The sequence below is a fragment of the Cesiribacter andamanensis AMV16 genome (genome assembly GCF_000348925.1).
Taxonomy (GTDB): domain Bacteria; phylum Bacteroidota; class Bacteroidia; order Cytophagales; family Cyclobacteriaceae; genus Cesiribacter; species Cesiribacter andamanensis.
Genome location: NZ_AODQ01000023.1, coordinates 23,809 through 45,628 on the forward strand (window position 1 = coordinate 23,809; position 21,820 = coordinate 45,628).

General features: G+C 54.5%; 20 protein-coding genes and 1 pseudogene. 17 read left to right on the top strand and 4 right to left on the bottom strand.

Going from position 1 to position 21,820, the window contains the following annotated elements:
• Positions 1-11 precede the first annotated feature (11 nt).
• From ADICEAN_RS06245 to ftsZ, 6 genes and pseudogenes are all read left to right on the top strand, one after another.
• A pseudogene (locus ADICEAN_RS06245) lies at positions 12-1,168 on the top strand (FtsW/RodA/SpoVE family cell cycle protein).
• An 84-nt stretch (positions 1,169-1,252) separates the two neighbouring features.
• A complete protein-coding gene (gene murG, locus ADICEAN_RS06250; RefSeq protein ID WP_040396379.1) occupies positions 1,253-2,362 on the top strand; it encodes an undecaprenyldiphospho-muramoylpentapeptide beta-N-acetylglucosaminyltransferase in 1,110 nt (369 codons plus the stop codon).
• Positions 2,359-3,759, top strand: coding sequence for a UDP-N-acetylmuramate--L-alanine ligase (gene murC / locus ADICEAN_RS06255; RefSeq protein WP_009194713.1), 1,401 nt, complete (start codon positions 2,359-2,361; stop codon positions 3,757-3,759). The genes murG and murC overlap by 4 nt, the downstream gene beginning before the upstream one ends.
• A 1-nt stretch (position 3,760) precedes the next feature.
• Complete coding sequence (locus ADICEAN_RS06260; protein WP_009194714.1) at positions 3,761-4,522, top strand: cell division protein FtsQ/DivIB; 762 nt, start codon at positions 3,761-3,763, stop codon at positions 4,520-4,522.
• Between the two features lie 12 nt (positions 4,523-4,534).
• Entirely contained in the window at positions 4,535-5,851 is a 1,317-nt protein-coding gene (gene ftsA, locus ADICEAN_RS06265) for a cell division protein FtsA (RefSeq protein WP_009194715.1), read from the top strand.
• 18 nt (positions 5,852-5,869) lie between these two features.
• Complete coding sequence (ftsZ, locus tag ADICEAN_RS06270; protein ID WP_009194716.1) at positions 5,870-7,408, top strand: cell division protein FtsZ; 1,539 nt, start codon at positions 5,870-5,872, stop codon at positions 7,406-7,408.
• A 160-nt stretch (positions 7,409-7,568) separates the two neighbouring features.
• Here ftsZ and ADICEAN_RS06275 read toward each other — a convergent pair whose 3' ends face one another.
• Positions 7,569-8,093: an NADPH-dependent FMN reductase gene (locus ADICEAN_RS06275; RefSeq protein WP_009194717.1), complete on the bottom strand. Its 525-nt coding sequence runs from the start codon at positions 8,091-8,093 to the stop codon at positions 7,569-7,571.
• Between the two features lie 225 nt (positions 8,094-8,318).
• Between ADICEAN_RS06275 and ADICEAN_RS06280 the strand changes: the two genes are divergently transcribed.
• Positions 8,319-9,140, top strand: coding sequence for a purine-nucleoside phosphorylase (locus ADICEAN_RS06280; protein ID WP_009194718.1), 822 nt, complete (start codon positions 8,319-8,321; stop codon positions 9,138-9,140).
• Position 9,141: 1 nt separating this feature from the next.
• Entirely contained in the window at positions 9,142-9,666 is a 525-nt protein-coding gene (locus ADICEAN_RS06285) for a DinB family protein (RefSeq protein ID WP_009194719.1), read from the top strand.
• 70 nt (positions 9,667-9,736) lie between these two features.
• Here the strand turns inward: ADICEAN_RS06285 and ADICEAN_RS06290 are convergent, their stop codons facing one another.
• Positions 9,737-10,357 carry a hypothetical protein gene (locus ADICEAN_RS06290; protein ID WP_152426332.1) on the bottom strand — a complete coding sequence of 207 codons (621 nt, stop codon included), beginning with the start codon at positions 10,355-10,357 and terminating at the stop codon, positions 9,737-9,739.
• A 308-nt stretch (positions 10,358-10,665) separates the two neighbouring features.
• Here ADICEAN_RS06290 and ADICEAN_RS06295 point away from each other — a divergent pair, with 308 nt between their 5' ends.
• From ADICEAN_RS06295 to dnaN, 9 genes are all read left to right on the top strand, one after another.
• On the top strand, positions 10,666-12,060 hold the full coding sequence (locus ADICEAN_RS06295) for an MATE family efflux transporter (RefSeq protein WP_009194721.1): 1,395 nt from the start codon (positions 10,666-10,668) through the stop codon (positions 12,058-12,060).
• 237 nt (positions 12,061-12,297) lie between these two features.
• Positions 12,298-12,480, top strand: coding sequence for a hypothetical protein (locus ADICEAN_RS22285; RefSeq protein ID WP_009194722.1), 183 nt, complete (start codon positions 12,298-12,300; stop codon positions 12,478-12,480).
• Complete coding sequence (locus ADICEAN_RS06300; protein ID WP_009194723.1) at positions 12,440-13,855, top strand: serine hydrolase; 1,416 nt, start codon at positions 12,440-12,442, stop codon at positions 13,853-13,855. The genes ADICEAN_RS22285 and ADICEAN_RS06300 overlap by 41 nt, the downstream gene beginning before the upstream one ends.
• Positions 13,856-14,110: 255 nt before the next feature.
• Positions 14,111-15,040 carry a gliding motility-associated ABC transporter ATP-binding subunit GldA gene (gldA, locus tag ADICEAN_RS06305; protein WP_009194724.1) on the top strand — a complete coding sequence of 310 codons (930 nt, stop codon included), beginning with the start codon at positions 14,111-14,113 and terminating at the stop codon, positions 15,038-15,040.
• Positions 15,037-15,765 carry a gliding motility-associated ABC transporter permease subunit GldF gene (gene gldF, locus ADICEAN_RS06310; RefSeq protein WP_009194725.1) on the top strand — a complete coding sequence of 243 codons (729 nt, stop codon included), beginning with the start codon at positions 15,037-15,039 and terminating at the stop codon, positions 15,763-15,765. The genes gldA and gldF overlap by 4 nt, the downstream gene beginning before the upstream one ends.
• A 5-nt stretch (positions 15,766-15,770) precedes the next feature.
• Positions 15,771-17,153: a gliding motility-associated ABC transporter substrate-binding protein GldG gene (gene gldG / locus ADICEAN_RS06315; protein ID WP_236612871.1), complete on the top strand. Its 1,383-nt coding sequence runs from the start codon at positions 15,771-15,773 to the stop codon at positions 17,151-17,153.
• Between the two features lie 2 nt (positions 17,154-17,155).
• On the top strand, positions 17,156-17,491 hold the full coding sequence (locus ADICEAN_RS23175; RefSeq protein WP_236612872.1) for a hypothetical protein: 336 nt from the start codon (positions 17,156-17,158) through the stop codon (positions 17,489-17,491).
• Positions 17,488-18,423, top strand: coding sequence for a hypothetical protein (locus tag ADICEAN_RS22585; RefSeq protein WP_009194728.1), 936 nt, complete (start codon positions 17,488-17,490; stop codon positions 18,421-18,423). The genes ADICEAN_RS23175 and ADICEAN_RS22585 overlap by 4 nt, the downstream gene beginning before the upstream one ends.
• 356 nt (positions 18,424-18,779) lie before the next feature.
• Entirely contained in the window at positions 18,780-19,904 is a 1,125-nt protein-coding gene (gene dnaN, locus ADICEAN_RS06325; RefSeq protein WP_009194729.1) for a DNA polymerase III subunit beta, read from the top strand.
• Between the two features lie 126 nt (positions 19,905-20,030).
• On the opposite strand, the gene ADICEAN_RS06330 is transcribed toward dnaN, so the two are convergent.
• Positions 20,031-20,804, bottom strand: a complete 774-nt coding sequence (locus tag ADICEAN_RS06330) for a YsnF/AvaK domain-containing protein (protein WP_009194730.1) — start codon at positions 20,802-20,804, stop codon at positions 20,031-20,033.
• 21 nt (positions 20,805-20,825) lie between these two features.
• Positions 20,826-21,392 carry a YsnF/AvaK domain-containing protein gene (locus ADICEAN_RS06335; RefSeq protein ID WP_009194731.1) on the bottom strand — a complete coding sequence of 189 codons (567 nt, stop codon included), beginning with the start codon at positions 21,390-21,392 and terminating at the stop codon, positions 20,826-20,828.
• Positions 21,393-21,820 lie beyond the last annotated feature (428 nt).

The window sequence follows — 21,820 nt, forward strand, 5'->3', positions numbered from 1 at the left end:
GGCATATGACGATGGAAAGCATAAAACTGTGGATGCAGCGCAACCTGATGGGCGATCCGGTGATCTGGATGGTGGTGTTTGGCCTGTCGGTGATCAGTATACTGGTCGTATACAGCGCTACGGGCTCGCTGGCCTATAAGCGGGATGTGGAGGTAGAGCAATACCTCATCAACCACTCGCTGCTTATGATCCTGAGCCTTGGCGCCATGTGGCTCGCTCATAAGGTAGACTACCGCTACTACAGCCGCTTGTCCCGGGTGGCCATGCTGCTCCCATCCCGCTGCTGCTGTACGCCTATTTCTTTGGCTCCAACATCAACGAGGCCAGCCGCTGGATCGAGATCCCCCTGATCAACAAGACCTTTCAGCCCTCCGACCTTGCCAAGCTGGCCCTTATTGCCAACCTGGCGGCCATGCTCAGCAAGCGGCAGATGAACATCGATGATTTTAAGAAATCCTTCTTTCCCATGATCCTGTGGGTAGGGGTGATCTGCGGGCTTATTGCCCTCTCCAACTTCTCCACAGCCGTGCTGCTGCTGGTTACCTGCCTGCTGCTGATGTTTGTAGGCCGGGTACCGCTTAAGTATATTTTTCTGCTGGTCTTTGTGGGGGTGTTGCTGGGCGGAACAGCCCTGGCTCTGGGCCAGCGCCTGGGTACGGTAATCAGCCGGGTAGAGGATTATATGGATCCCGACCAGCTCTCCTATCAGGCTGAGCAGTCGTTTATAGCCGTCTCCACAGGGGGCATTGCCGGCAAGGGACCGGGCAATAGCGAGCGCAAAAATCTGCTGCCGCACCCCTATTCCGACTTTATTTACGCCATTATCATAGAAGAATACGGCCTTTTCGGGGGCATCACCGTCCTGTTTCTGTACCTGGCGCTACTCTACCGGGGCATGCGGCTGGTCTCCCAAAGCGAGCGGGCCTTTGGAGGGCTCCTCTCAGCCGGGCTGGCCTTTGCGCTGGTGCTGCAAGCCTTTGTGAACATGGGGGTATCGGTGGGCCTTCTGCCCGTAACCGGTCAGCCGCTGCCCATGATCAGCATGGGGGGTACCTCGCTCTTGTTCAACGGATTGGCGCTGGGCATCATCCTGAGTGTAAGCCGGGGCAGAAGCGAGGCTCAGATCGAAGAGCCCAAAGAGGTGGGGAATTATGCCAAATCAGCCTAAGGGGAATGTGGATAAATAATTTAAGTGCAGATTTCCTGAAAACAGGCAAATAGCTGTACATTAATAGGTAAAATTTGTTACGCTATCGCTCCTTCTAAACCATATCGCATCATTATCAGTGGCGGCGGCACCGGCGGTCATATCTATCCGGCTATTGCCATTGCCGATGCGCTGCGCCATCTCCATCCAGATACCGAAATTCTCTTTGTAGGTGCCCAGGGCCGCATGGAAATGCAGAAGGTGCCCGAGGCAGGCTACAAAATAGAGGGTCTCTGGATCAGTGGCCTGCAGCGCCACCTGACCCTGGATAACCTGGCCTTTCCCCTTAAGGTGATCAGCTCGGTGGCCAGGGCTACCAAGCTGGTGAAGAACTTCAAGCCCCATGCCGTGGTGGGGGTAGGGGGCTATGCCAGCGGTCCGCTGGTGTTTGCCGCTACTCGACAGGGGGTGCCTGCCCTGCTGCAGGAGCAAAACGGCTATGCAGGCCTTACCAACAAGCTGCTGGCCCGCTATGTGCAGAAAATCTGTGTGGCCTATCCCGGTCTGGAGGCCTACTTTCCGGCCCAAAAGCTGGTGTTTACCGGTAACCCGGTGCGCCGCGATATTCTGGAGGCGCGCCACCTGAAAGCACAGGGCCTGAAACACTTTGGGCTACGCCCGGAGCGCAAAACACTGCTGATCATAGGGGGTAGCCTGGGAGCACGCACCCTCAACAAAAGCATTCAAAAAGGCCTTGATCAGCTGCTGGAGCAGGGGGTGCAGGTGATCTGGCAAACCGGCAAGTTTTACTATGATACCCTGTATGAAGCAACAAAGCATCAGCAGGGAGAGCTGCTCCGGATCATGCCCTTTATCAAAGAAATGCCCCTGGCCTACGGTGCCGCCGATGTGGTGATCTCCCGGGCCGGGGCCCTGAGCATATCCGAGTTGTGCCTGGCCGCCAAGCCCAGCATTCTGGTGCCCTCGCCCAATGTGGCCGAAGATCACCAGACCAAAAATGCCCGGAACCTGGTGCAGGAGGGAGCCGCCCTGCTGGTGCGCGATGCGCAGGCCCCAGAGGAGCTGGTACCCGAGGCCCTGCGCCTGCTGCAGGATGCAGCACAGCAGCAGGAGCTGAGCCGGAACATCAGCCGGCTGGCCAGACCACAGGCAGCAGAACATATTGCCAACGAAATACTGGGCCTGATCAAGTGAGCATAAAGGACTACCATATCATCTACTTTTTAGGCGTAGGCGGCATTGGCATGAGCGCCCTGGCCCGCTGGTTCCGCACAAACGGGTACCAGGTAGCGGGCTATGACCGTACGCCTACCCCCCTGACCGAAGCTCTGCAGAGCGAAGGCATTGCCATAGGATTTGAAGATAGCCTGGAGGCCCTGCCCGCAGCGGTAAAGGAAGATAAGGCGCATACCCTGGTGATCCTAACGCCGGCCGTACCGGCCCGGCATGCGCAGCTCAACTGGCTAAAGGAGCAGGGCTACACCATCAAGAAAAGAGCCGAGGTGCTGGGCATGCTTACCCACAGCCACCATACGGCGGCGGTAGCGGGCACCCATGGCAAAACCACCACTTCTTCCATGATCGCCCACCTGCTGAAGGATTCCGGCACCCCCTGTTCGGCTTTTCTGGGGGGCATCGCCGCCAATTATGGCAGCAACCTGATTTTGCACGAGGGGCCCGAAGACCCCATTGTGGTGGCCGAGGCCGATGAGTTTGACCGCTCGTTTCTGTGGCTGGAGCCCGAGCTGGCTGTGGTAACCGCCACCGATGCCGACCACCTGGATATTTATGGCGAGGCTGATGCGGTGGTAGAAGCTTTCCGGCAGTTTGTGGGCAAAGTGCTGCCCGGGGGTACTGCCTTTATCAACACCCGCTGCGATGCCTCGCTACTGCAGGCCGCAGGGGAGGGGGTTCGCCTGCTGCGCTATGGGCTGGAGCAGGCCGACTGCCAGGCCAGCCAGGTATGGGTAGCAGAGGGCGCTTTCTATTTTCACTACCAGGGGCTGGGCCATGAGCTGCGCAACCTGGAGCTGGGCATTCCCGGCTTTCATAATGTGGAGAATGCCGTAGCCGCCATCTCGGTGGCGCTGTCGGTAGGGGTAGGGCCGGAGGCCATCCGGCGGGCCCTTAAAAGCTACCGGGGTGTTAAGCGCCGCTTTGAGCTGGTGTACAAGGGAGCAGAACGGGTGCTCATCGATGACTATGCCCACCACCCCGAGGAGATCCGTGCCTTTCTGACTTCGGTGCGGGCGCTCTATCCCGGAAAAAAAATTTCAGTTATTTTTCAGCCTCATTTATATACCAGAACCCGTGATTTTCATGCCGGATTTGCCCAGGCACTAAGCCTTGCAGACGAGGTAATTCTTACAAATATATATCCGGCCCGTGAGGAACCACTTGAAGGAATAGAATCACACATCATCTATAACTTGCTGACTGCGAAAGAGAAGCAGCTGGTAAAGCTGCAGGAGGTTAAAGCATTGGTAGAAGCAGGTGATTTTGATGTATTACTAACGGTTGGAGCGGGTGATATTGACCGACTTATACCCGATCTAAAACGCATATTGGAGCAGAAGGAGCACAGCAGGTAGAATGGATAAGAAAAAGATTTTACGTATATTACCCTGGGGGTTTGTTATAGGCATTCTCCTGTTTAGCATCAGCTGGGTAAGCCTGCGCAGTGATCAGCGCAGCGTACGTAAGGTAGTGGTCACAATTGATAACCAAATCAATAATTATTTTCTGGACGAAGGCGATGTGCTCAGGCTGCTGTCAGATGGAGGAGAGCAAAAAATAGTTGGCGCAGCTGTAGAAAACTTAAGCCTTAAAGTTCTTGAAAATCGACTGAAGAATCATAAGTTTGTAAGAAACACTGAGGTTTCGACCGACTTTCAGGGCAACCTGTTCGTTCGTCTCACCCAGAACAAGCCAATAGCCCGCATTTTGCGGCCAGACGCCCCCGGCGCATACATCAGCAACGAGGGTCAGGTTTTGCCGCTTTCAGACAAATACACAGCCCGGGTGGTAGTGGTAAGCGGCGAGTATAACCGGCAGTTGTGGCTCAACAACCTTAACGAAACCCCCTATGGGCAGCAGTTATTAGCGTTGTTACTTTTTATTGATAATGATCCTTTTTGGAAGGCACAGATTGCAGAGGTTAACATAGACCGGACGGGAGACATACGTCTTTATCCGCAGGTAACCCGGCAGGTTGTAGAGTTCGGCAAGGCCGACGACATTGAAGCGAAATTTGAAAAATTGAAGATTTTTTATACCCGCATACTCCCTGCAGAGGGCTGGGGAAGCTATGAACGGGTAAGCTTAAAATTTGGGAATCAAATAGTTTGTGAATAAACAAGCGCAGGCATGCAGGAAGATAAAATCGTTGTAGGCTTAGACATAGGCACCACTAAGATCTGCGTAATCGTAGGACGCAGAAACGAGTATGGCAAACTCGAGGTGATGGGGATGGGCAAGGCTGTTTCAGACGGTGTTGTTCGGGGAATTGTGACCAACATCGACAAGACCGTTATTGGCATTCAAAAGGCCATAGCCGAGGCAGAGGAGCAATCCGGTATTGATATCCGGGTTGTAAATGTAGGCATTGCCGGTCAGCACATCAAAAGTTCCATCCACCATGGCAGCATCACCCGCAACTCAGCGGATGATGAGATCACGGTAGAAGATATCAATCGGCTCACCAATGACATGTACCGGATCGTAATTCCGCCGGGCAGTGAGATCATCCACGTAATGCCCCAGAGCTATACGGTGGATTATGAAGAGGGCATCAAGGATCCGGTGGGCATGTCGGGCGTAAAACTGGAGGCTGATTTTCACATTATTACCGCTCAGACCAACGCCATTAACAACATCAACAAGTGCGTTCGCCGGGCCAACCTGGAAATTGAAAACCTGATTTTGGAACCCCTGGCCAGCTCGCTGGCCGTACTCAGCGATGAGGAAAAAGAAGCCGGGGTATGTCTGGTGGACATTGGTGGCGGTACTACCGACATTGCCATCTTCCATGACAACATCATTCGCCATACAGCGGTGATCCCCTTTGGCGGCAACATCATAACCTCCGACATCAAGCAGGGCTGCATGGTCATGCAACACCAGGCCGAGCTGCTCAAGACTAAGTTTGGCCGCGCCATTTCCGAAGAGGCCAGCGAAAATGAGATCGTTTCCATACCCGGGCTGCGCAACCGTCCGCCCAAGGAAATCTCCATCCGCAACCTCTCGCACATCATTGAGGCGCGCATGGAAGAGATTGTAGAGCTGGTGCATGCCGAGATCATTGCCAGCGGCTATGACGGGCGCCTGGCAGGGGGTATTGTGATCACCGGTGGTGGCTCGCAGCTGATGGGCATTCGCCAGCTGTTTGAGTACATGATAGGCATGGATGCACGCATTGGCTACCCCAATGAGCACCTGGGCAAAAGCAAGATTGAACTAGTAAAAAGTCCGATGTACGCTACCTCGGTAGGCTTGGTGCTGACGGGCTTTAAGGCGATCGACGACCGCGAAAATATGTACAACGAGCGTCGCCCGCATACCAACAACACCTCTCGTCAGGTAAGGAAAGAGAAAGAAAAAGCATCAGGTGGGTTTTTCAAGAACATTCTGGATCGTACCCGCAACCTGCTGATTGATGATATGGAAGACCAGGACCAGTACTAACGCTAAACGAGAACGATCATGCCGGAGAATAAATACCAATTTGAACTACCTACCCATCAGCGTTCTATCATTAAAGTGATTGGCGTAGGCGGCGGCGGCAGCAATGCCGTAAATCATATGTACAACCAGGGCATCCGCGATGTGGAGTTTGTGGTGGTGAATACCGACTCACAGGCCCTCAAGAGCAGCCCCATTCCCAACCGCCTGCAGATCGGTACCAACCTTACCGAAGGCCTGGGAGCCGGCGCCAATCCTGAAAAAGGAAAGAATGCCGCCATTGAAAGCAAGGAAGAAGTACGGGACCTGCTGAGCAAGGATACCAAAATGGTGTTCATCACCGCCGGAATGGGGGGTGGAACAGGAACTGGTGCAGCCCCTGAGCTGGCCCGTGTAGCCAAGGAGCTGGGCATCCTTACCGTAGGCATTGTAACCCTGCCTTTTGCCTGGGAAGGCAAGAAAAAGCTGGCCCAGGCGGCCAGTGGCATTAACCTGCTGAAAGAAAACTGCGATACCGTAATTGTCATCCTGAACGACAAGCTGCGGGAAATTTACGGCAACCTGCCCATCCGGGAGGCCTTTGCCGAAGCCGATAACATCCTGACCACTGCCGCCAAGGGCATAGCCGAGATCATTACCGTGCCTGGCTATGTGAACGTGGACTTTGAAGACGTTAAGACCGTTATGAAAGACAGCGGTGCTGCCGTGATGGGCTCTTCACTGGCCAAAGGGGAGAACCGTGCCCGCCGCGCCGCCGAAGAAGCCATCTCCTCGCCGCTGCTCAACAGCCGCAATATCCATGGTGCGCAGAAGATCCTGCTCTCCATTATTTCCGGAGAAGAAGCCGAGCTGCAGATGGACGAGCTTACCGAGATCACCGAGTACATTCAGGAAAAAGCCGGCGAAGATGCAGAGATGATCTTCGGCCATGGGGTAGATCCTGAGCTGGGTGAGAACATCCGCGTAACCGTAATTGCCACCGGCTTTATTTCAGAAGAAGAGCCCATTTCCAGCAACGCCCCCTATGTGGAAAATAAGCGGGTGATTGACCTGGAATCGAACAAAACCATCGAAAATAAGCAGAATGCTTTTTTTCAGGCCCCGCAACCGCAGCCTCAGCCAGAGCGGGAGCCAGAAACCACTAACAAGGGCTATGCCTTTGAAAAGCCTGTAGCTGCTTCACCACGGCCCGAGCCACAGCCCGAGCCCGTGCAGCAGGTGCCATTTGAATTCTTCACACACCAGGATGAGACGGATAATGAGCAGGATGAGTGGGTAGATGAGGACCTGATTCGGGAAGAAGAACTGCGCATGAAGCGTCAGGCGCTGATGGACAAAGCCAAGGACCGGGTGCGCAATATCAAGAACCTGCGCCCTGCCACCAACCTGGGCGAGCCTGAGGAATTAAAAGGCCTGCTGGATGTGCCAGCCTATCTGCGCAAGAATGTTCGGCTGAAGGAAGTACCCCACTCCTCAGAAAAGAACATTTCCCGTTACAACCTGAACGATGAGAACCAGATCCTTGGAAACAACAAGTTTCTGCATGATAATGTAGACTAGTGATCGTGTTTGTTTAATTGTTATACCAGAAAGCCCCGCAGGTCAATGATCGGCGGGGCTTTTTTTTGCAGGCTTTCTATGGACATGAAGGCTTTACAGCAAATGGGGAGAAGCTGCAGGAACCTGGCTGCTCAAGACGCAGATTGCTATTGCGCAGCGTTCAGTATACCAATAAGCTCTCTACCTGCTCCTCCAGCAGCTGCTGGTAGAGAGCGTTGGTAAGCCTGTCGCCCTCCAGATTTTTTTCAATCTGGGCCAGGCGGGGTTTTTGGGCCAGCACATGCATGCCCAGGTAATTGAAGATATCCGTCAGGTGGCTCATGGCCATACCGCCGCCCTGCACCCCGGAAGATACGCCTACCAGGGCACATTTTTTTCCCTTAAAGGGGCTGGGGTAGTCCATGCCATCAATAAAGGCTTTGAGCACACCAGGAAAAGAATTGTTGTATTCCGGCACAATAAAGACCATTTTCTGTACCTGCCGCAGGCGGTTGGCCAGCCGGTTAAAGGCTTCATTGGCGCCGGCATTGTCATAGAGGGCCGATACGGTAAAGTCGGCAGGCAGTGCGCTGAGGTCTACAATCTCGCAGCTCTGGCCCCGCTGGCGTAGCAGGTCTGCATAAATTTCTGCAATAGTAGCCGATACAGAGCCCGGCCGGTTGGTGCCGCAAACAATTTCAATCATGGCGTGTAGTCTTTTTAAGGGGCTGTAAAAGGAGTCGCTGGCTGAGTACTTGCAAATAGAGGGATTATTTTTGTATTTGAAAGCGCAAGGGGGAGAGAAAGCAGGGGGAGGCCGAATGGAAACGAACGCCTTGCGGAAAGTTGGGCTTCTCCAATGATAAAAGTCATTTTTCTGCAGTAGCTAAGCTGCCTCCTTTGTAGCGATTTTTAAAGAATACCACCATACATGCAAACACAGATACACGAGGCCGTAGCCGCCATACGCCGCATTACCGATGCAACCCCTCATATAGGCATTATCCTGGGTACCGGCCTGGGACAGCTGGTCAATAAAGTAAGCATTCAGCACCGCATCCCCTATACCGACATTCCCCACTTTCCGGCAGCCACCGTCGAGAGCCATCAGGGCTACCTGATCTTTGGCCAGCTGGGCGGTAAGCCGGTGGTGGTGATGCAAGGGCGCTTCCATTATTATGAGGGCTACAGCATGCAGCAGATTACCCTGCCGGTGCGGGTCATGAAGCTGCTGGGCATCCGCAAACTGTTTATCAGCAATGCAGCCGGCGGCCTTAATCCGGACTACCAGCTGTCCGACCTGATGGCGCTGAACGACCACATTAACCTGCTGCCCGAAAACCCCCTGCGGGGCCCCAACATGAATGACTTCGGTCCGCGCTTTCCCGACATGTACAAGCCCTACGATGAAACCCTTTTGGAGCAGGCCGGTCAGCTGGCGGAAACCCTTGGATTTCCCCTTCGTAAGGGCGTATATGCGAGCGTAACAGGACCTAACCTGGAGACGCCGGCCGAATACCGCTACCTGCGCATTATCGGCGCCGATGCCGTGGGCATGTCTACCGTACCTGAAGCGCTGGTAGCCCGGCACATGAACCTGCCGGTTTTTGCTGTATCCGTTATTACGGATATGGGTACCCCCGAAGGGGTAGAACATGTAACCCTGGAAAAGGTGCTGGCAGCGGCGGCTCAGGCAGAGCCCAAGCTTACAGCCCTTATCGAAGCTTTAGTAGCCACCCAAACCGAAGACTAGTATGCGACCAGCCGAAACTGAATATGCACCCTTTTATCAATCCTATGTAGCGCGTGTAAAAGAGGAGGAAGCCATTCTGGCCCTGGAAAGATCCTATGAGGAGATCCATCATTTTATGCCGCTGCTGCCGGAAGGCCGGGCCGATTTTCGCTATGCCGAGGACAAATGGTCCGTTAAAGAGATGATCCAGCACATTATTGATACCGAGCGCATCATGGCCTATAGGGCGCTCACCTTTGCCCGCGGTGACCAGCGGGAGATTCCCGGCTTTAACCAGGATGGCTACGCAGAGATGGCCAATGTAGACTACCGCAGCCTTCAGGAACTGCGGGAAGAGCTTCAGTTGGTGCGCAAGTCCAGCATCTGCCTGTTTGCCAGCTTTGATGAAGGCAGCCTGAACCGCACCGGCATTGCCAACCGCTACAAGGTAAGTGTGCGGGCGCTTGCCTACATCATCGCCGGGCACCAGAAACACCACTTCGCCCAGCTTCGGGAGCGTTATTTTCCCGATATGCAGATGGCCTAAAATGTAATAAAGCAACTATTCGAAAAGGGATTATCAGCAGGGGTGTGGAAGCAGCAAGAAAAAGGCTGGTCTAATGCCCCTGCTGCAGTTGCTGGCAGTATTGGAGTAGGGTCTTCACACTCGCTTCATCATCATAATCTACCTCTTGCTGTTTCATATACTCTGCAATGGCAGATTTGTGCGAAGAGAATGCCCGTAGCACACTTGATTTCTTTGCCGGATAAAAGCGATTGTTGCGGTCTGAGAAATAAAGCGATTGTTTTATGGTAAATTCCAGGCTGGCATTGGGGCTTAGTTCCTGTAGGGTACCTTCTGCATAGTAGTCACTGGTGCTGGTATTTGATAGTGAATTATAGTCCATGCCAAAGGCTCCTTTGTTTCGCACATTGGTTAGTTCATATTTTTCTTCCTTTAGCAGTTGGAGGTCGCTCAGGCGCTCAACCAGTTTAAGCAATACCTCGCTGCTTCCTTTGTGGTAGTACATGTAGGTATCGTCTCCAATTACAATTGATTTGATCTTGTGCAGCTCATCCAGCGCCAGGGTGTCATTGGCAGCGCTGATAAACTCTATCTGGCCAGTTAGCAGATTGTAGTTGAACTTGCTTTGGGTATAATTACCCTCTACTAAAAATGCCTTGCCGCTGGTAAATTGGGGGTATAAGTAAGCTTTATTCAGCACCTCTTTATTCACCTGGCCTCTGACAGGCGTTACTTTAATTTTTTTTGGAGCCTGAGCCTGAGCAGTAGCAAGCAGAACAAGCCCAAGAACAGCCAATATCAGCCCTTTCAGAAAAGCATGGTGTACCAGCATATGCGTAAGCAGAATGGTGAAAAAATCCTGTTTATTAAATATACTAGAAAATAGCGCATTAATCAATGCTTAGAAGCAAATGCCCGGGGTCTGTTCTGGCAGCGGTTACCAAAAAGAATCTGGCCAATCTGCTGTAAACCTTTGCCGGTTTATGCCGCTCGGAAGAGAAAAAAACTATTTTTGCTCTTATGCGCTCCATGCACAATTTTTTTAAACTGGTCTGGCTATCCATCAAGGGGGTGGAGCAGGACTATACAACCCTGGGCATCCGGCAGGCCATTGTGCTGCTGGCCATCCCCATGATTCTGGAAATGCTCATGGAATCCCTGTTTGCCATTGTCGATATCTTCTTTGTCGGCAGGCTGGGACCCGTAGCGCTGGCCACTGTAGGCCTGACAGAGTCGGTGCTGATGATCATTTACTCGGTGGGCATGGGCGTAAGCATGGCAGCCACCGCCATGATCTCCCGCCGGTTTGGGGAGAAGAATTTCCGGGAGGCGGGCAGCCTAACCTTTCAGCTGTTGCTGACCGGCGGTGTGCTGTCACTGCTCATTGGAGTTGTGGCGGCGGTCTACGCCCCGCAGATCCTGTCGTTCATGGGGGCCGATGCAGCGGTAGTTGCTGCGGGCACTGCCTATGCCCGCATTATCTTTGCCGGCAACCTGGCCATTATCCTGCTGTTTCTGATCAATGGTGCCTTTAGGGGGGCAGGCCAGCCGCACCTGGCCATGCGGGCACTCTGGATCGCCAATGGGGCCAATATCCTGCTGGACCCCCTGCTGATCTTTGGTCTGGGCAGCTGGGAGGGACTTGGGCTTGAAGGTGCCGCCTGGGCTACCACCACTGGCAGAAGCATAGGGGTGGTATACCAGCTTTACCACCTCTTCAATGGAAAACACCAGCTTAGGGTGCTGCGGCACAATCTGGTGGTAAGCTATCGGGTGATTCTGCGCATCCTTAGGGTATCGGCCGGGGGTATGGGCCAGTTTCTGATCGATTCGGCCAGCTGGATCTTTCTAACCCGGCTCATTGCCGAGTTTGGCAGTAATGCCCTGGCCGGCTACACCATTGCTTTTCGGGTGATCGTGTTTGCGCTGCTGCCGGCCTGGGGCTTATCAGGTGCAGCGGCTACCCTAGTGGGCCAGAACCTGGGTGCCGGCAAAGCCAGACGCGCAGAGCTTTCAGTATGGCTTACTGCCCGGTATAATGTGGTTTTTCTGGGGGGTGTAACGGTGCTGTTTCTCTTATTTGGCGAGTACCTGGCAGCCCTGTTCATCTCAGAACCTGAAGTGATCGCTATTGCGTCCAAAGCGCTTCGCATCATTACGTTGGGCTATGTGTTCTTTGGCCTGGGCATGGTTATGGTGCAGGCCTTTAACGGGGCAGGGGATACCCGTACGCCGGCCTACATCAACATTGTGGTGCTCTGGCTCATTGAAATACCGCTGGCTTACCTGTTGGCCATTACACTTGATTTTGCCGCTACCGGAATCTTTATCGCCATCGCCATCTGCCATTCGCTGCATGCCATTGTGAGCTGGTGGTTGTTCAGGCGGGGCAGCTGGAAGAGCATCCGGGTATAGCATCCTTTTATTTTGTATTGTGCGATTTGGAGGAATATTGAGAGTATACCCCTTTATGCCCAACTGACTGCGGCGCCGGTATTGATGTTTAGGCAGGTAGTGATTCGCAGGCTTTTTTTTTATAGTTTTAGGCACTTCACCAGCAGCTCTTTGTTAGCGGTGTTTTGCTGCACGCTCCACTAGTTAAGTTGTCTGGCTGTAGTACCCTAATCCCTTTATCAACTCGTAAACAGGCTCATGAAACGACTACTGCTAGTACTTTTGTTGCTCCCCCTCTGCTGCCTGCAGGTACAGGGGCAGGGCAACTCCCCCAAGCCCGATCTCAAAAAACTCGATCGCTATTACGAACAGGTGGTCAAAGACTGGGGGGTGGCCCGGCATGACGGTGGGTATTGTAAAAGACGGCCAGCTGATCTTTAGCAAGGGGTATGGCGTAAAGGAAGTGGGTAAAATCGAACGGCCCGATGGCAATACCCTTTATGCCATTGCTTCCAATTCTAAAGCCTTTACTTCGGCTATGATTGCCCAGCTGGTGCAGGAAGGCAAGCTCAACTGGAATGATAAGGTAAAGCAGTACCTGCCCTACTTTGAGCTCTACGATCCCTACACCAGCCAGGAGGTTACCATACGGGATTTGCTGAGCCACCGGGTAGGCCTGGGCACCTTTAGTGGTGATCTGATCTGGTACAAGTCTGAACTAAGCCCCGAAGACATCATTAAACGGCTGCAGTACCTGCCAAAGGCGTATGATTTCAGAGCCGGGTATGGGTACTCTAACGTGATGTACATTACCGCCGGAGAGGTAATTGCCAAAGTGACCGGCAAAAGCTGGAGCCAGAATGTGCAGGAACGCCTGCTTGATCCCCTGGGCATGCAGCGCACCATTCCCTCCATCAGCCAGCTGGAGGCAAAGGGAAATGTGGCCACCCCCCATGCAGTCATAGAGGGAGAAACAGTGCCCATTCCCTGGGTAAACTGGGATGCCGTTGCGGCTACCGGGGGGCTTATCTCCAGCACCAATGACATTGCCAACTGGATGCTCTTTAACCTGAACGGGGGCATCTGGAAGGGAGATACCCTGCTGCAGAAAAATTCCCGAAACCTGCTCTGGACCCCGCATAACAATTTTGTGGTGGATCATACCAGCAAAAATGACCTCAACCAGAACTTCAGGGGCTATGGCCTGGGCTGGGACCTGAGTGATTTTCATGGCCGCCTGCGGGTAGGCCACACCGGCGGCTACGATGGCATGCTCTCGTCTATTGCCCTGCTGCCCGATGAGGGCATAGGGGTAGTGGTACTCACCAACGGCACCAGAAGCCCCTTTATGGCTGTCAATCATTATACACTGGAAGTGCTGCTGGGCATCAAGGGCAAAGACTGGTCGGCCTACCTGCTGGAGCGTACCAGGCAGTGGGAAAAGGCAGATACCCATATTGCCGACATCAAAAGCAAGCGCCAGCCGGCCATACAACCCACCCATGCCCTGCAGGCCTATGCCGGCCGCTACGTGGCCGAAAGCTATGGCAGCATAGAGGTAAAGCTGGAGAGGGATCAGCTGAAACTCCATTTTGAGCACAGCCCCGATCTGGCGGCCAGCCTGCACCACTGGCATGGCAATGTATGGGAGATTCGCTGGGATAAGCCCCAGGCCTGGTTCTCCTTCGGTACGGTCCATTTTACGCTTGACCATAACCTGCAGATCAGCGGCCTGGAGTTTGAGGTGCCCAATGACGATTTTCATTTTCAGGAGCTAAAGGCCAAACGAGTGGCGGCTGCTGGATCAGTCCAGTAAAACAGGAACTGAGTTGAAGAACTAAAGGGGGTAGTTGTATCGAATAGATGCGGTTACCCCTTTTCTTGTGCACGGCATTTCACCAAATGCTTCAGCTAGCTGAAAGGCCCACAGGGGCTGGTAGTGCAGTCTGCCCCCTGAAGGGGGTGTAGTGCGGCACTTGCCCTTGCCTGCTGCCTGCTGAAAGTGGAGATCGGTGCCAATAGCGCTTAAGCCATAATAATTTTGTTATATTTGGTGCGTTAAACAGGCTGCATGTCGCTGGAAGTACAAAATCTTTACAAACAATATGGTGAGCAGTGGGCGGTAAACGATGTATCGTTTACAGTGGGAGAAGGGGAGATTGTGGGCTTTTTGGGGCCAAACGGCGCCGGCAAGTCTACCACCATGAAAATTGCCACCTGCTACCTGCCCCCTACCGCCGGTACGGTGCGCATCAATGGACTGGATGTGCTGGAGCACCCCTTGCGGGTACGTCAGCAGCTGGGCTACCTGCCCGAGCATAACCCCCTTTATCTGGATATGTATGTGCACGAGTACCTGCGCTTTATTGGCTCAGTGCATAAATTATCCGGCAAGCGGCTAAAACAGCGCGTAGGGGAGGTAGTAGCTCTTTGTGGCCTGGAGCGGGAGCAGAACAAAAAGATACAGGCGCTCAGCAAGGGCTACCGCCAGCGCGTAGGCCTGGCCCAGGCACTGGTGCACGACCCCTCGGTGCTGATCCTGGACGAGCCCACCACCGGCCTTGACCCAAACCAGATCGAAGAGATCCGGGGCGTGATTCGCTCCATCAGCGCTCGCAAAACAGTGGTGTTCAGCACCCACATCATGCAGGAGGTGCAGGCACTTTGCCAGCGGGTGGTGATCATTAACCGCGGCAGGGTAGTAGCCGATAGTCCGGTGAGCCGCCTGCAGCAACAGCCTGCCGGAGGCCGCCTGATCCGGGTGGAGTTTGAGGCCCCCATCAATCCGGAGCTGTTTGCCCGCCTGGAGGGCATTCGTCAGGTAGAAGAAGCCGGCGCCAGCCAGTACCTGCTCCACACCACCGACGATCTGCAGGTGCGTTCCCGCATCTTTCGCCTGGCCGCCGATAACGACCTGCCCCTGGTGGGCCTGCGGCTGGAGGAGAACTCACTCGAAAACGTATTCCGGGAGCTTACCCAACAACAACCTTCCGAAGCATGAGACACGTTTTTCTGAAAGAAGTAAACGCTTTTCTTAATTCCCTGATCGCCTACATAGTCCTGAGTGTGTTTCTGATTGGGGTAGGGCTGCTGGTATGGGTATTTCCCGAGACCTCGGTGCTGGACTACGGCTATGCCGATCTGGATACCTTTTTTTCCTTTGGCCCCTATGTGCTGCTGTTTCTGCTGCCGGCCATTACCATGCGCACCTTTGCCGAAGAGAAAAAGGCCGGCACTCTGGAGCTGCTTTACACCCGCCCCCTAACCGACTGGCAGATCATCCTGGGAAAATACCTGAGCAGCTTGTTTCTGCTCCTGCTGGCGCTGCTGCCTACGCTGCTGTATTATTACAGCCTGAGCGAGCTGGGCAACCCCCCGGGCAATATTGATGGGGCCGCGGTGGCGGGCTCCTACCTGGGCCTGTTCCTGCTGGGAGCTTCCTTTGCGGCCGTGGGGGTATTTGCTTCTTCGCTTACCGAAAACCAGATTATTTCTTTTCTGGTGGCCCTTTTTCTGTGCTTTCTGCTCTACACCGGCTTTAGCTCCCTGGCGGCGCTGGATGTGCTGGGCAGCACCGGCTATGTGGTGCAGCAGCTGGGCATTCTCTACCACTACGGAGCGCTCAGCAAGGGGCTGATCGATTCCCGCAATGTTCTTTATTTCATCAGCCTGATCCTGCTGATGCTGATGCTGACCAAACTGGTGCTGAGCAGCCGTAAATGGTAACCCCCATGCAGATACCCAAATCACACCATAGCGGTACCCCCAAAAAAATCGAAAGCCTGCTGCGCTTTGGCATCGGGCTTATGCTGCTGCTGATCCTCAACGTATGGGCCGCCGACCATTTTGTGCGGCTGGACCTGACCGAAGACCGCCGCTACACCATTACCCCCGCTACCAAAGCGCTGCTGCAGGAGCTTGATGATGTGGTGTATGTGGATGTGTACCTGCAGGGCGATGTGCCCTCGGGCTTCAAGCGCCTGCAGCGCAGCATCCGCGAAACACTGGAAGAGTTTCAGACCTATGGCGGGGCCAATATTCAGTATACGTTCATAGACCCCACTACGGCCGTAAGCCAGCAGGCCCGCAACGAATTTTACAGCAGCCTGGCCCAAAAGGGCATCCAACCCACCAATATCTTTGATACCCAGGAGGGCAAGCGCACCGAAAAGCTGGTGTTTCCCGGCGCAGTGGTGAGCTATGGCGGGCAGGAGCGGGGCGTAATGCTGCTAAGGGGTAACATGGCTGCCCCTGCCGAAGAGCGGCTCAACCAGTCCATTGAAGGGGTAGAATACCAGCTGGCCTCCGCCATTCGGGAGCTTACCCGGCAGGGCCAGTCCCGGCTGGGCTGGCTGGTGGGCCAGGGCGAGGCCGATTCCCTGCAGGTGCAGAGCATCCGCCAGACCCTGCAGGAGCAATACAGCCTGCAAAACCTGCGGCCCGAACAGCTGGCCGAGCAGCAACCCGCCACCCTGCTCATTGCTAACCCAACCCGGACCTATACCGAACAACAGCTCTTTCTGCTGGATCAGTATGTGATGCGCGGGGGCAATCTGCTGGTGTTTATGGATGCCGTACGGGTGAATATGGACAGCCTTGCCCAGTCTGGAGGGACCATAGCCGTGGCCCAGCCCCTGGGCCTGGAAGACCTGCTCTTTCGCTGGGGCCTTCGCCTGAACCAGAACCTGGTGCAGGACCTGAGCTCGGGCGCCTACCCGGTGGTGGTGGGCAATATGGGCAACCAGCCCCAGATGCGCATGCTGCGCTGGCCCTTTTTTCCGGTGCTCAACAACTATGCGCCGCACCCCATTGTGCGCAACCTGGATGCCACCTATGCCCGCTTTGTCAACAGCCTGGATACTGTAAAAGCTGATGGGGTTCGCAAAACGCCCCTGATCTTTACCTCCCCCTACAGCCGCCTGTTCAATGCCCCGGTGCAGGTGAATATTGAAGATTTGCGCCGCGATGTACGGCAGGAAAGTTACAATGCGGGCCCGCAGGCCGTGGCCTACCTGCTGGAAGGAAACTTCACCTCGCTCTACAAAAACCGCTTTCTGCCCGAGGGGGTAGAGGAGCGGGGCTTTAAGGCCGATGGACAGGGGGCAAAATCATAGTGGTGGCCGATGGGGATTTTCCGCTCAATGAAGTAAACCGTCGCACCCGGGAGGCTCTGCCGCTGGGCGCGGCCCCCTTTACCCAGCAGATCTTTGCCAATGGTGAATTCATCGAAAATGCGCTGGCCTACCTGACTAGTGAAGGGGGGCTGATCATGGCCCGCAATAAGGAAGTGAGCATCCGCCCGCTTGATCCCGTGCGGGTAGAGCGGGAGCGCAGCTGGTGGCAGGGCCTGAACCTGCTGGTGCCGGTGCTGCTGGTGGTGGCCCTGGGCGTGGGGCACGCCTTCTGGCGCAAACGCAAATACGCCCGCTTCTCTAAACCTCCTGAAGCATGACTCGAAAAAACTGGGCGCTTGCCATCATCCTGATTGTTCTGATTGCAGTATTTGGCGTACTGGTAGGCCGCAAAGGCCCCACCAGCAGCCTCCAGATAGAGAAAAGCCTGTTTGCGGTTGCCGACACGGCGGCCCTTGATCTGATTGTGCTGCGCCAGCCCGATGGGGCCGTGCAGCGCCTGGAGCGGCGCCAGGGCCACTGGCAACTCAATGAGCACTATGCCGCCGACCCCTCCATGATGCGGCTGCTGCTGAGCGTACTCAGGCAGGTGCAGGTGCGCCGGCCCGTAGCCCGCAGCCAGCAGGAGGAAGTGCTGAGCCAGCTGGAGCAGCAGGGCGTAGAGGTGGAGCTGCAGGGCGACCCAAATCAACGCTTTCTGGTAGGGGGGCGGGAGGCCGAACGCATCTCTTATTTTGCCCGAAACGGACAGGCGTATGTGATGGAGCTGCCCGGCTATGCCAGCTACTTCAGCAGCATCTTTTTCCTGAAGCAAACGGACCTGCGCAACAAAATGCTGGCCACCCTCAACAGTATGAACTTTCAGGCCCTGGATGTAGCCTACCCGGCCGATACCAGCCAGAATGTGCGCATCCGCTTTCGCAACAACATGCTGGGGGTGGAGGATATTGTGCGGCCCGATAGCTCGGTACTCTTTCAGTACATGATGATCTACGAGCCCCTTGAGGTAGCCGGCTATCTGGCGCCCGGCGAAGACCCCCTGTACGACAGCCTGCTGCAAACCCCTCCGCTGGCCCATTTTCATATGCGCACGGTGGGCAATTCGGAAGGCATGCGCCTGCACCTCTATCCCCAGCTGCCCGGCCGCCGCTACCGCCTGGGCTACCTGCCCCGACAGAAGGAAGCCGTGCTGCTGGACGAGCGCCTGGCCCAGGCCATGCTGATTCGCCGCCGGGATCTGCTGCTGGAGTAAGGCGCAAATGGGTATTCTCTGGTGCGCGCTGATCCCCGGACTGTCGCAGGTTCTCTGAACCTGTGACACAAATCATGGAGTTCCCCGAACTCCACTGACCTGGCAAAGCTATTGCTTCCTAACTACAGTATCCCTCAGAGAAAAAGCAAGCCAGGGTAAGCAACAAACGCCTACTAGTGGAGATATTGGCAGCTGTAGCGGCGCTGGTCTGAGAAATCCGGAAGGATTATGCCGGCTAATCTGCCGGCCGGAAATCTATTCCGAAAAAAGGCGTTATCTTGTGTAGCAAGAGGGTAGCAGCTTAGCTATTTTTTTTAACTTTAGGCCGCAAAATCTTACAATCCCCTTCACCAGATATGAAGTTTATCGTTTCTTCTTCCGCCCTTCTTAAGCAGTTATCGGCCATCAGCGGGGTAATTACCTCTAATCCGGTAGTTCCCATTCTGGAGAACTTTCTGTTTGAGATCAACGAGGGGGCGCTGAGAGTAACAGCTTCCGACCTGCAAACCAGCATGATCACCGAAATGGAGGTGGAAGCCCGGGAAAGTGGCAACATTGCCGTGCCGGCCCGCATCCTGATGGATACCCTTAAGAATTTGCCCGAGCAGCCGGTTACCTTCAGCATTGATGAAGAAACCTATACCATCGAGATCTCATCCGACAATGGCCGCTACAAACTGGCCGGTGAGAATGCCACTGATTTTCCGCGTACACCCGAAGTAAACGATCCCTATGGGGTAGACATTCCGGCCGATACGCTGCAGAACGCCATAGCCAATACGCTCTTTGCCGTAAGCAACGACGAGCTGCGCCCGGCCATGACGGGGGTATACATTCAGCTGCGCGATACCAACGCCACTTTTGTGGCCACCGACGGCCACCGTCTGATCCGCTACCGCCGGGTAGATGTGGCCGCCGATATGGACAACAACATCATTCTGCCCAAAAAGGCGCTGAACCTGCTGCGTACCACGCTGCCTTCTGGCAGTACCCCGGTTACGGTAGAGTTCAATGCCTCCAATGCTTTCTTCAAGTTCAACAACGTGCGGATGATCTGTCGCCTGATCGACGAGCGTTTCCCCGACTATGAGAATGTAATTCCGGTAGATAACAACAACAAGATGGTGATCAACCGCCTGGAGTTCCTGAGCTCCCTGAAGCGGATTGCCATTTATGCCAACAAAACCACCCACCAGGTGCGCCTCAAGATCACCGGCAACGAGCTGCAGATCTCGGCCGAAGACCTGGACTTCTCCAACGAAGCCATGGAGCGCCTAAGCTGCGACCATGATGGCGAGGATATCGAGATCGGCTTCAATGCCCGCTTCCTCATCGAGATGCTCAACAACCTGGACTCTACCGATGTGCAACTGAACCTGAGCAAACCCAACCGCGCCGGCCTGCTCATTCCGCGGGACAAGGATGAGAACGAAGACATCCTGATGCTGGTAATGCCGGTGATGCTGAACAATTATGTGTAGGCAGAATAAGTAGGCGCGCTGGAAGGCGCTTTTGCGGATATCAAAACCTAAAAAAGGCCGCTGCTGAATAGATCAGCAGCGGCCTTTTACATTTGGATAAATACCCTTTCAATTCATCAGATGTTTCTACAGGTCTCTGCCTCTGTCTCGGTCAAGATCCCGCTTGCTGTCGATATGCTTGTCTGACTTGATCTTATCGACATCCACATCGGTTTTGCGGGCGGTTTCATGAATGGTTTCTTTGTGGGTGCTGCTTTCTTTGCCAACCCGCACTTCTTCCACCACACGTGATTCTTTATTAACCAGCGGTACTTCGGCATGCTCCACTACTTTGCTGCTGCCTTCCTTAAAGGAATCGAAGTCGCGCTGGCTGGCGGGGCGGTCTACCGGCCGGCGGTCTACGTGCACATGTTCCTCGCGCAGGCGCAGGGTTTCCTCAATAGGCTTTTCGATGATGCGGCTGCGCAGGCGCACACCCCCGGTCGTTACTTCTTTTTTGCCTACCTCCACATTTTCTTCAATGATGGGGATGGTCTTGTCAGTACCCTGGCTTCCGGCCTGGTTTCCGGAACGGTAGCGGGCGGCATGCTCGTTGGCATCCAGGGCGCCGAACTGGTCCAGAATGGCAGCGGCTTGCTGGGCTTCGCGCTTGTCCTGCGCATGTACGGTTACCACCGAGTTGCGGCGGGCCACCTCGGTATGGTTGGTGGCATCATCACTGCTACCAAAGAGGTTGCGGAAAAAGTTGCCGATGCTGCTGTGGTCATCGTCCTTGTCGGCCGAGGCCCGGCGGGCATGCACGTCAATATGTTCTCGTTTAATTCCCTGGTTTAGCAGGGCCTGTACGGCATCTTGGGCCTGATCAGGCTTGTCAAATAGGGCTACTACGGAATGTCTCATAATTTAAAAAATAGTTTGGTTCTACAAATGGTCCCGTTTTTCGGGATCCTCTTTGGTTGAAGAACCGGAAGTGGGCTGCCTGTTGAGGCGTACCTCTTCCTTTTTGAGGGTAAGGGGGTGGGAGGAGTGGGCGTGTTTTTTATGGCGGGTGATGCGTACCTCTTCCACCAGGATGAGTTGTTTTTCGATCACCTCCTCAAAAACCGGAATGATGATTGTAGTGCCCTCCTGGCGGGGGGCAGGGGGATTATCATCCACATAGCGGGGCGTTACCGCTACGCGTTGCAGGCTTACCTCTTCCTGGCTTGTGCTGTCCTCTACCGTTATGTCTTCTTCGTGTACCCGCTTGCGAAAGCGAATGCTGCCGGTTTGCTGCAGCTCCTTGCGTACAGATGGCCGCTCTTCTACCACAGGGATGGTTTTTTCCTCCAGGTGCTGGTCAGCTTTTGACACTGCAGGAGAGGGGGAAGATGAATGGGGTCTTTTCCGATCTTCTCCTGCTGGAAGAGGGGGGGCTTGTGCCTTTAGCTCTTCAATGGTCTTACGGATTCCCTGCAGGGTTTTATCATGCTCTTCTCGTGCCTTCATCGTATGGGTGAATTAGCGTTGGTCAACTTCACTTTATTTTTGCTGCGCCCTCTACTTTTCTTAACGGAGTCAGCGGCAGAGGGTTGGGCAAAGGGGTAGGCATAACCGCAAAAGCAGCCAAGGAGGGGAGAGGAGAGACCGCAGGCAACAGTCAGCTGCAAGAGGAGCGAAGAAAGCTGTTTCTCCACTGCTTTTCCTAATCTTTACGAGCCTAACTTCGTACCTTATGGAGAGCAGAATAGCCTTCTCTCAGCAGAAGCATAGCTGGGAAGGAAAAACGGAGATAGGAAAAACTGAAGCGGGGGCTATTCTATAGCATGTAGATACGCCATTGGCGCCCGAGTTATGAAAGTTGCCGTAATAGGGTCAAGGACCTTTTCTGATTATGAATTGCTTAAGCAGACCCTGAAATGCTATTATATTTCTGA

What these genes read in the sequence shown, in the direction of transcription:
- ADICEAN_RS22585 (WP_009194728.1), top strand. Translation starts at nt 17,488, where the DNA reads ATGACTCGAAAAAACTGGGCGCTTGCCATCATCCTGATTGTTCTGATT.
- dnaN (WP_009194729.1), top strand. Translation starts at nt 18,780, where the DNA reads ATGAAGTTTATCGTTTCTTCTTCCGCCCTTCTTAAGCAGTTATCGGCC.
- ADICEAN_RS22285 (WP_009194722.1), top strand. Translation starts at nt 12,298, where the DNA reads ATGAAACGACTACTGCTAGTACTTTTGTTGCTCCCCCTCTGCTGCCTG.
- ADICEAN_RS06280 (WP_009194718.1), top strand. Translation starts at nt 8,319, where the DNA reads ATGCAAACACAGATACACGAGGCCGTAGCCGCCATACGCCGCATTACC.
- ADICEAN_RS06260 (WP_009194714.1), top strand. Translation starts at nt 3,761, where the DNA reads ATGGATAAGAAAAAGATTTTACGTATATTACCCTGGGGGTTTGTTATA.
- ftsZ (WP_009194716.1), top strand. Translation starts at nt 5,870, where the DNA reads ATGCCGGAGAATAAATACCAATTTGAACTACCTACCCATCAGCGTTCT.
- ADICEAN_RS06330 (WP_009194730.1), bottom strand. Translation starts at nt 20,804, where the DNA reads ATGAGACATTCCGTAGTAGCCCTATTTGACAAGCCTGATCAGGCCCAA.
- gldF (WP_009194725.1), top strand. Translation starts at nt 15,037, where the DNA reads ATGAGACACGTTTTTCTGAAAGAAGTAAACGCTTTTCTTAATTCCCTG.
- gldA (WP_009194724.1), top strand. Translation starts at nt 14,111, where the DNA reads ATGTCGCTGGAAGTACAAAATCTTTACAAACAATATGGTGAGCAGTGG.
- ADICEAN_RS06295 (WP_009194721.1), top strand. Translation starts at nt 10,666, where the DNA reads ATGCGCTCCATGCACAATTTTTTTAAACTGGTCTGGCTATCCATCAAG.
- gldG (WP_236612871.1), top strand. Translation starts at nt 15,771, where the DNA reads ATGCAGATACCCAAATCACACCATAGCGGTACCCCCAAAAAAATCGAA.
- ADICEAN_RS06285 (WP_009194719.1), top strand. Translation starts at nt 9,142, where the DNA reads ATGCGACCAGCCGAAACTGAATATGCACCCTTTTATCAATCCTATGTA.
- ADICEAN_RS06300 (WP_009194723.1), top strand. Translation starts at nt 12,440, where the DNA reads ATGACGGTGGGTATTGTAAAAGACGGCCAGCTGATCTTTAGCAAGGGG.
- ftsA (WP_009194715.1), top strand. Translation starts at nt 4,535, where the DNA reads ATGCAGGAAGATAAAATCGTTGTAGGCTTAGACATAGGCACCACTAAG.
- ADICEAN_RS06335 (WP_009194731.1), bottom strand. Translation starts at nt 21,392, where the DNA reads ATGAAGGCACGAGAAGAGCATGATAAAACCCTGCAGGGAATCCGTAAG.
- ADICEAN_RS06275 (WP_009194717.1), bottom strand. Translation starts at nt 8,093, where the DNA reads ATGATTGAAATTGTTTGCGGCACCAACCGGCCGGGCTCTGTATCGGCT.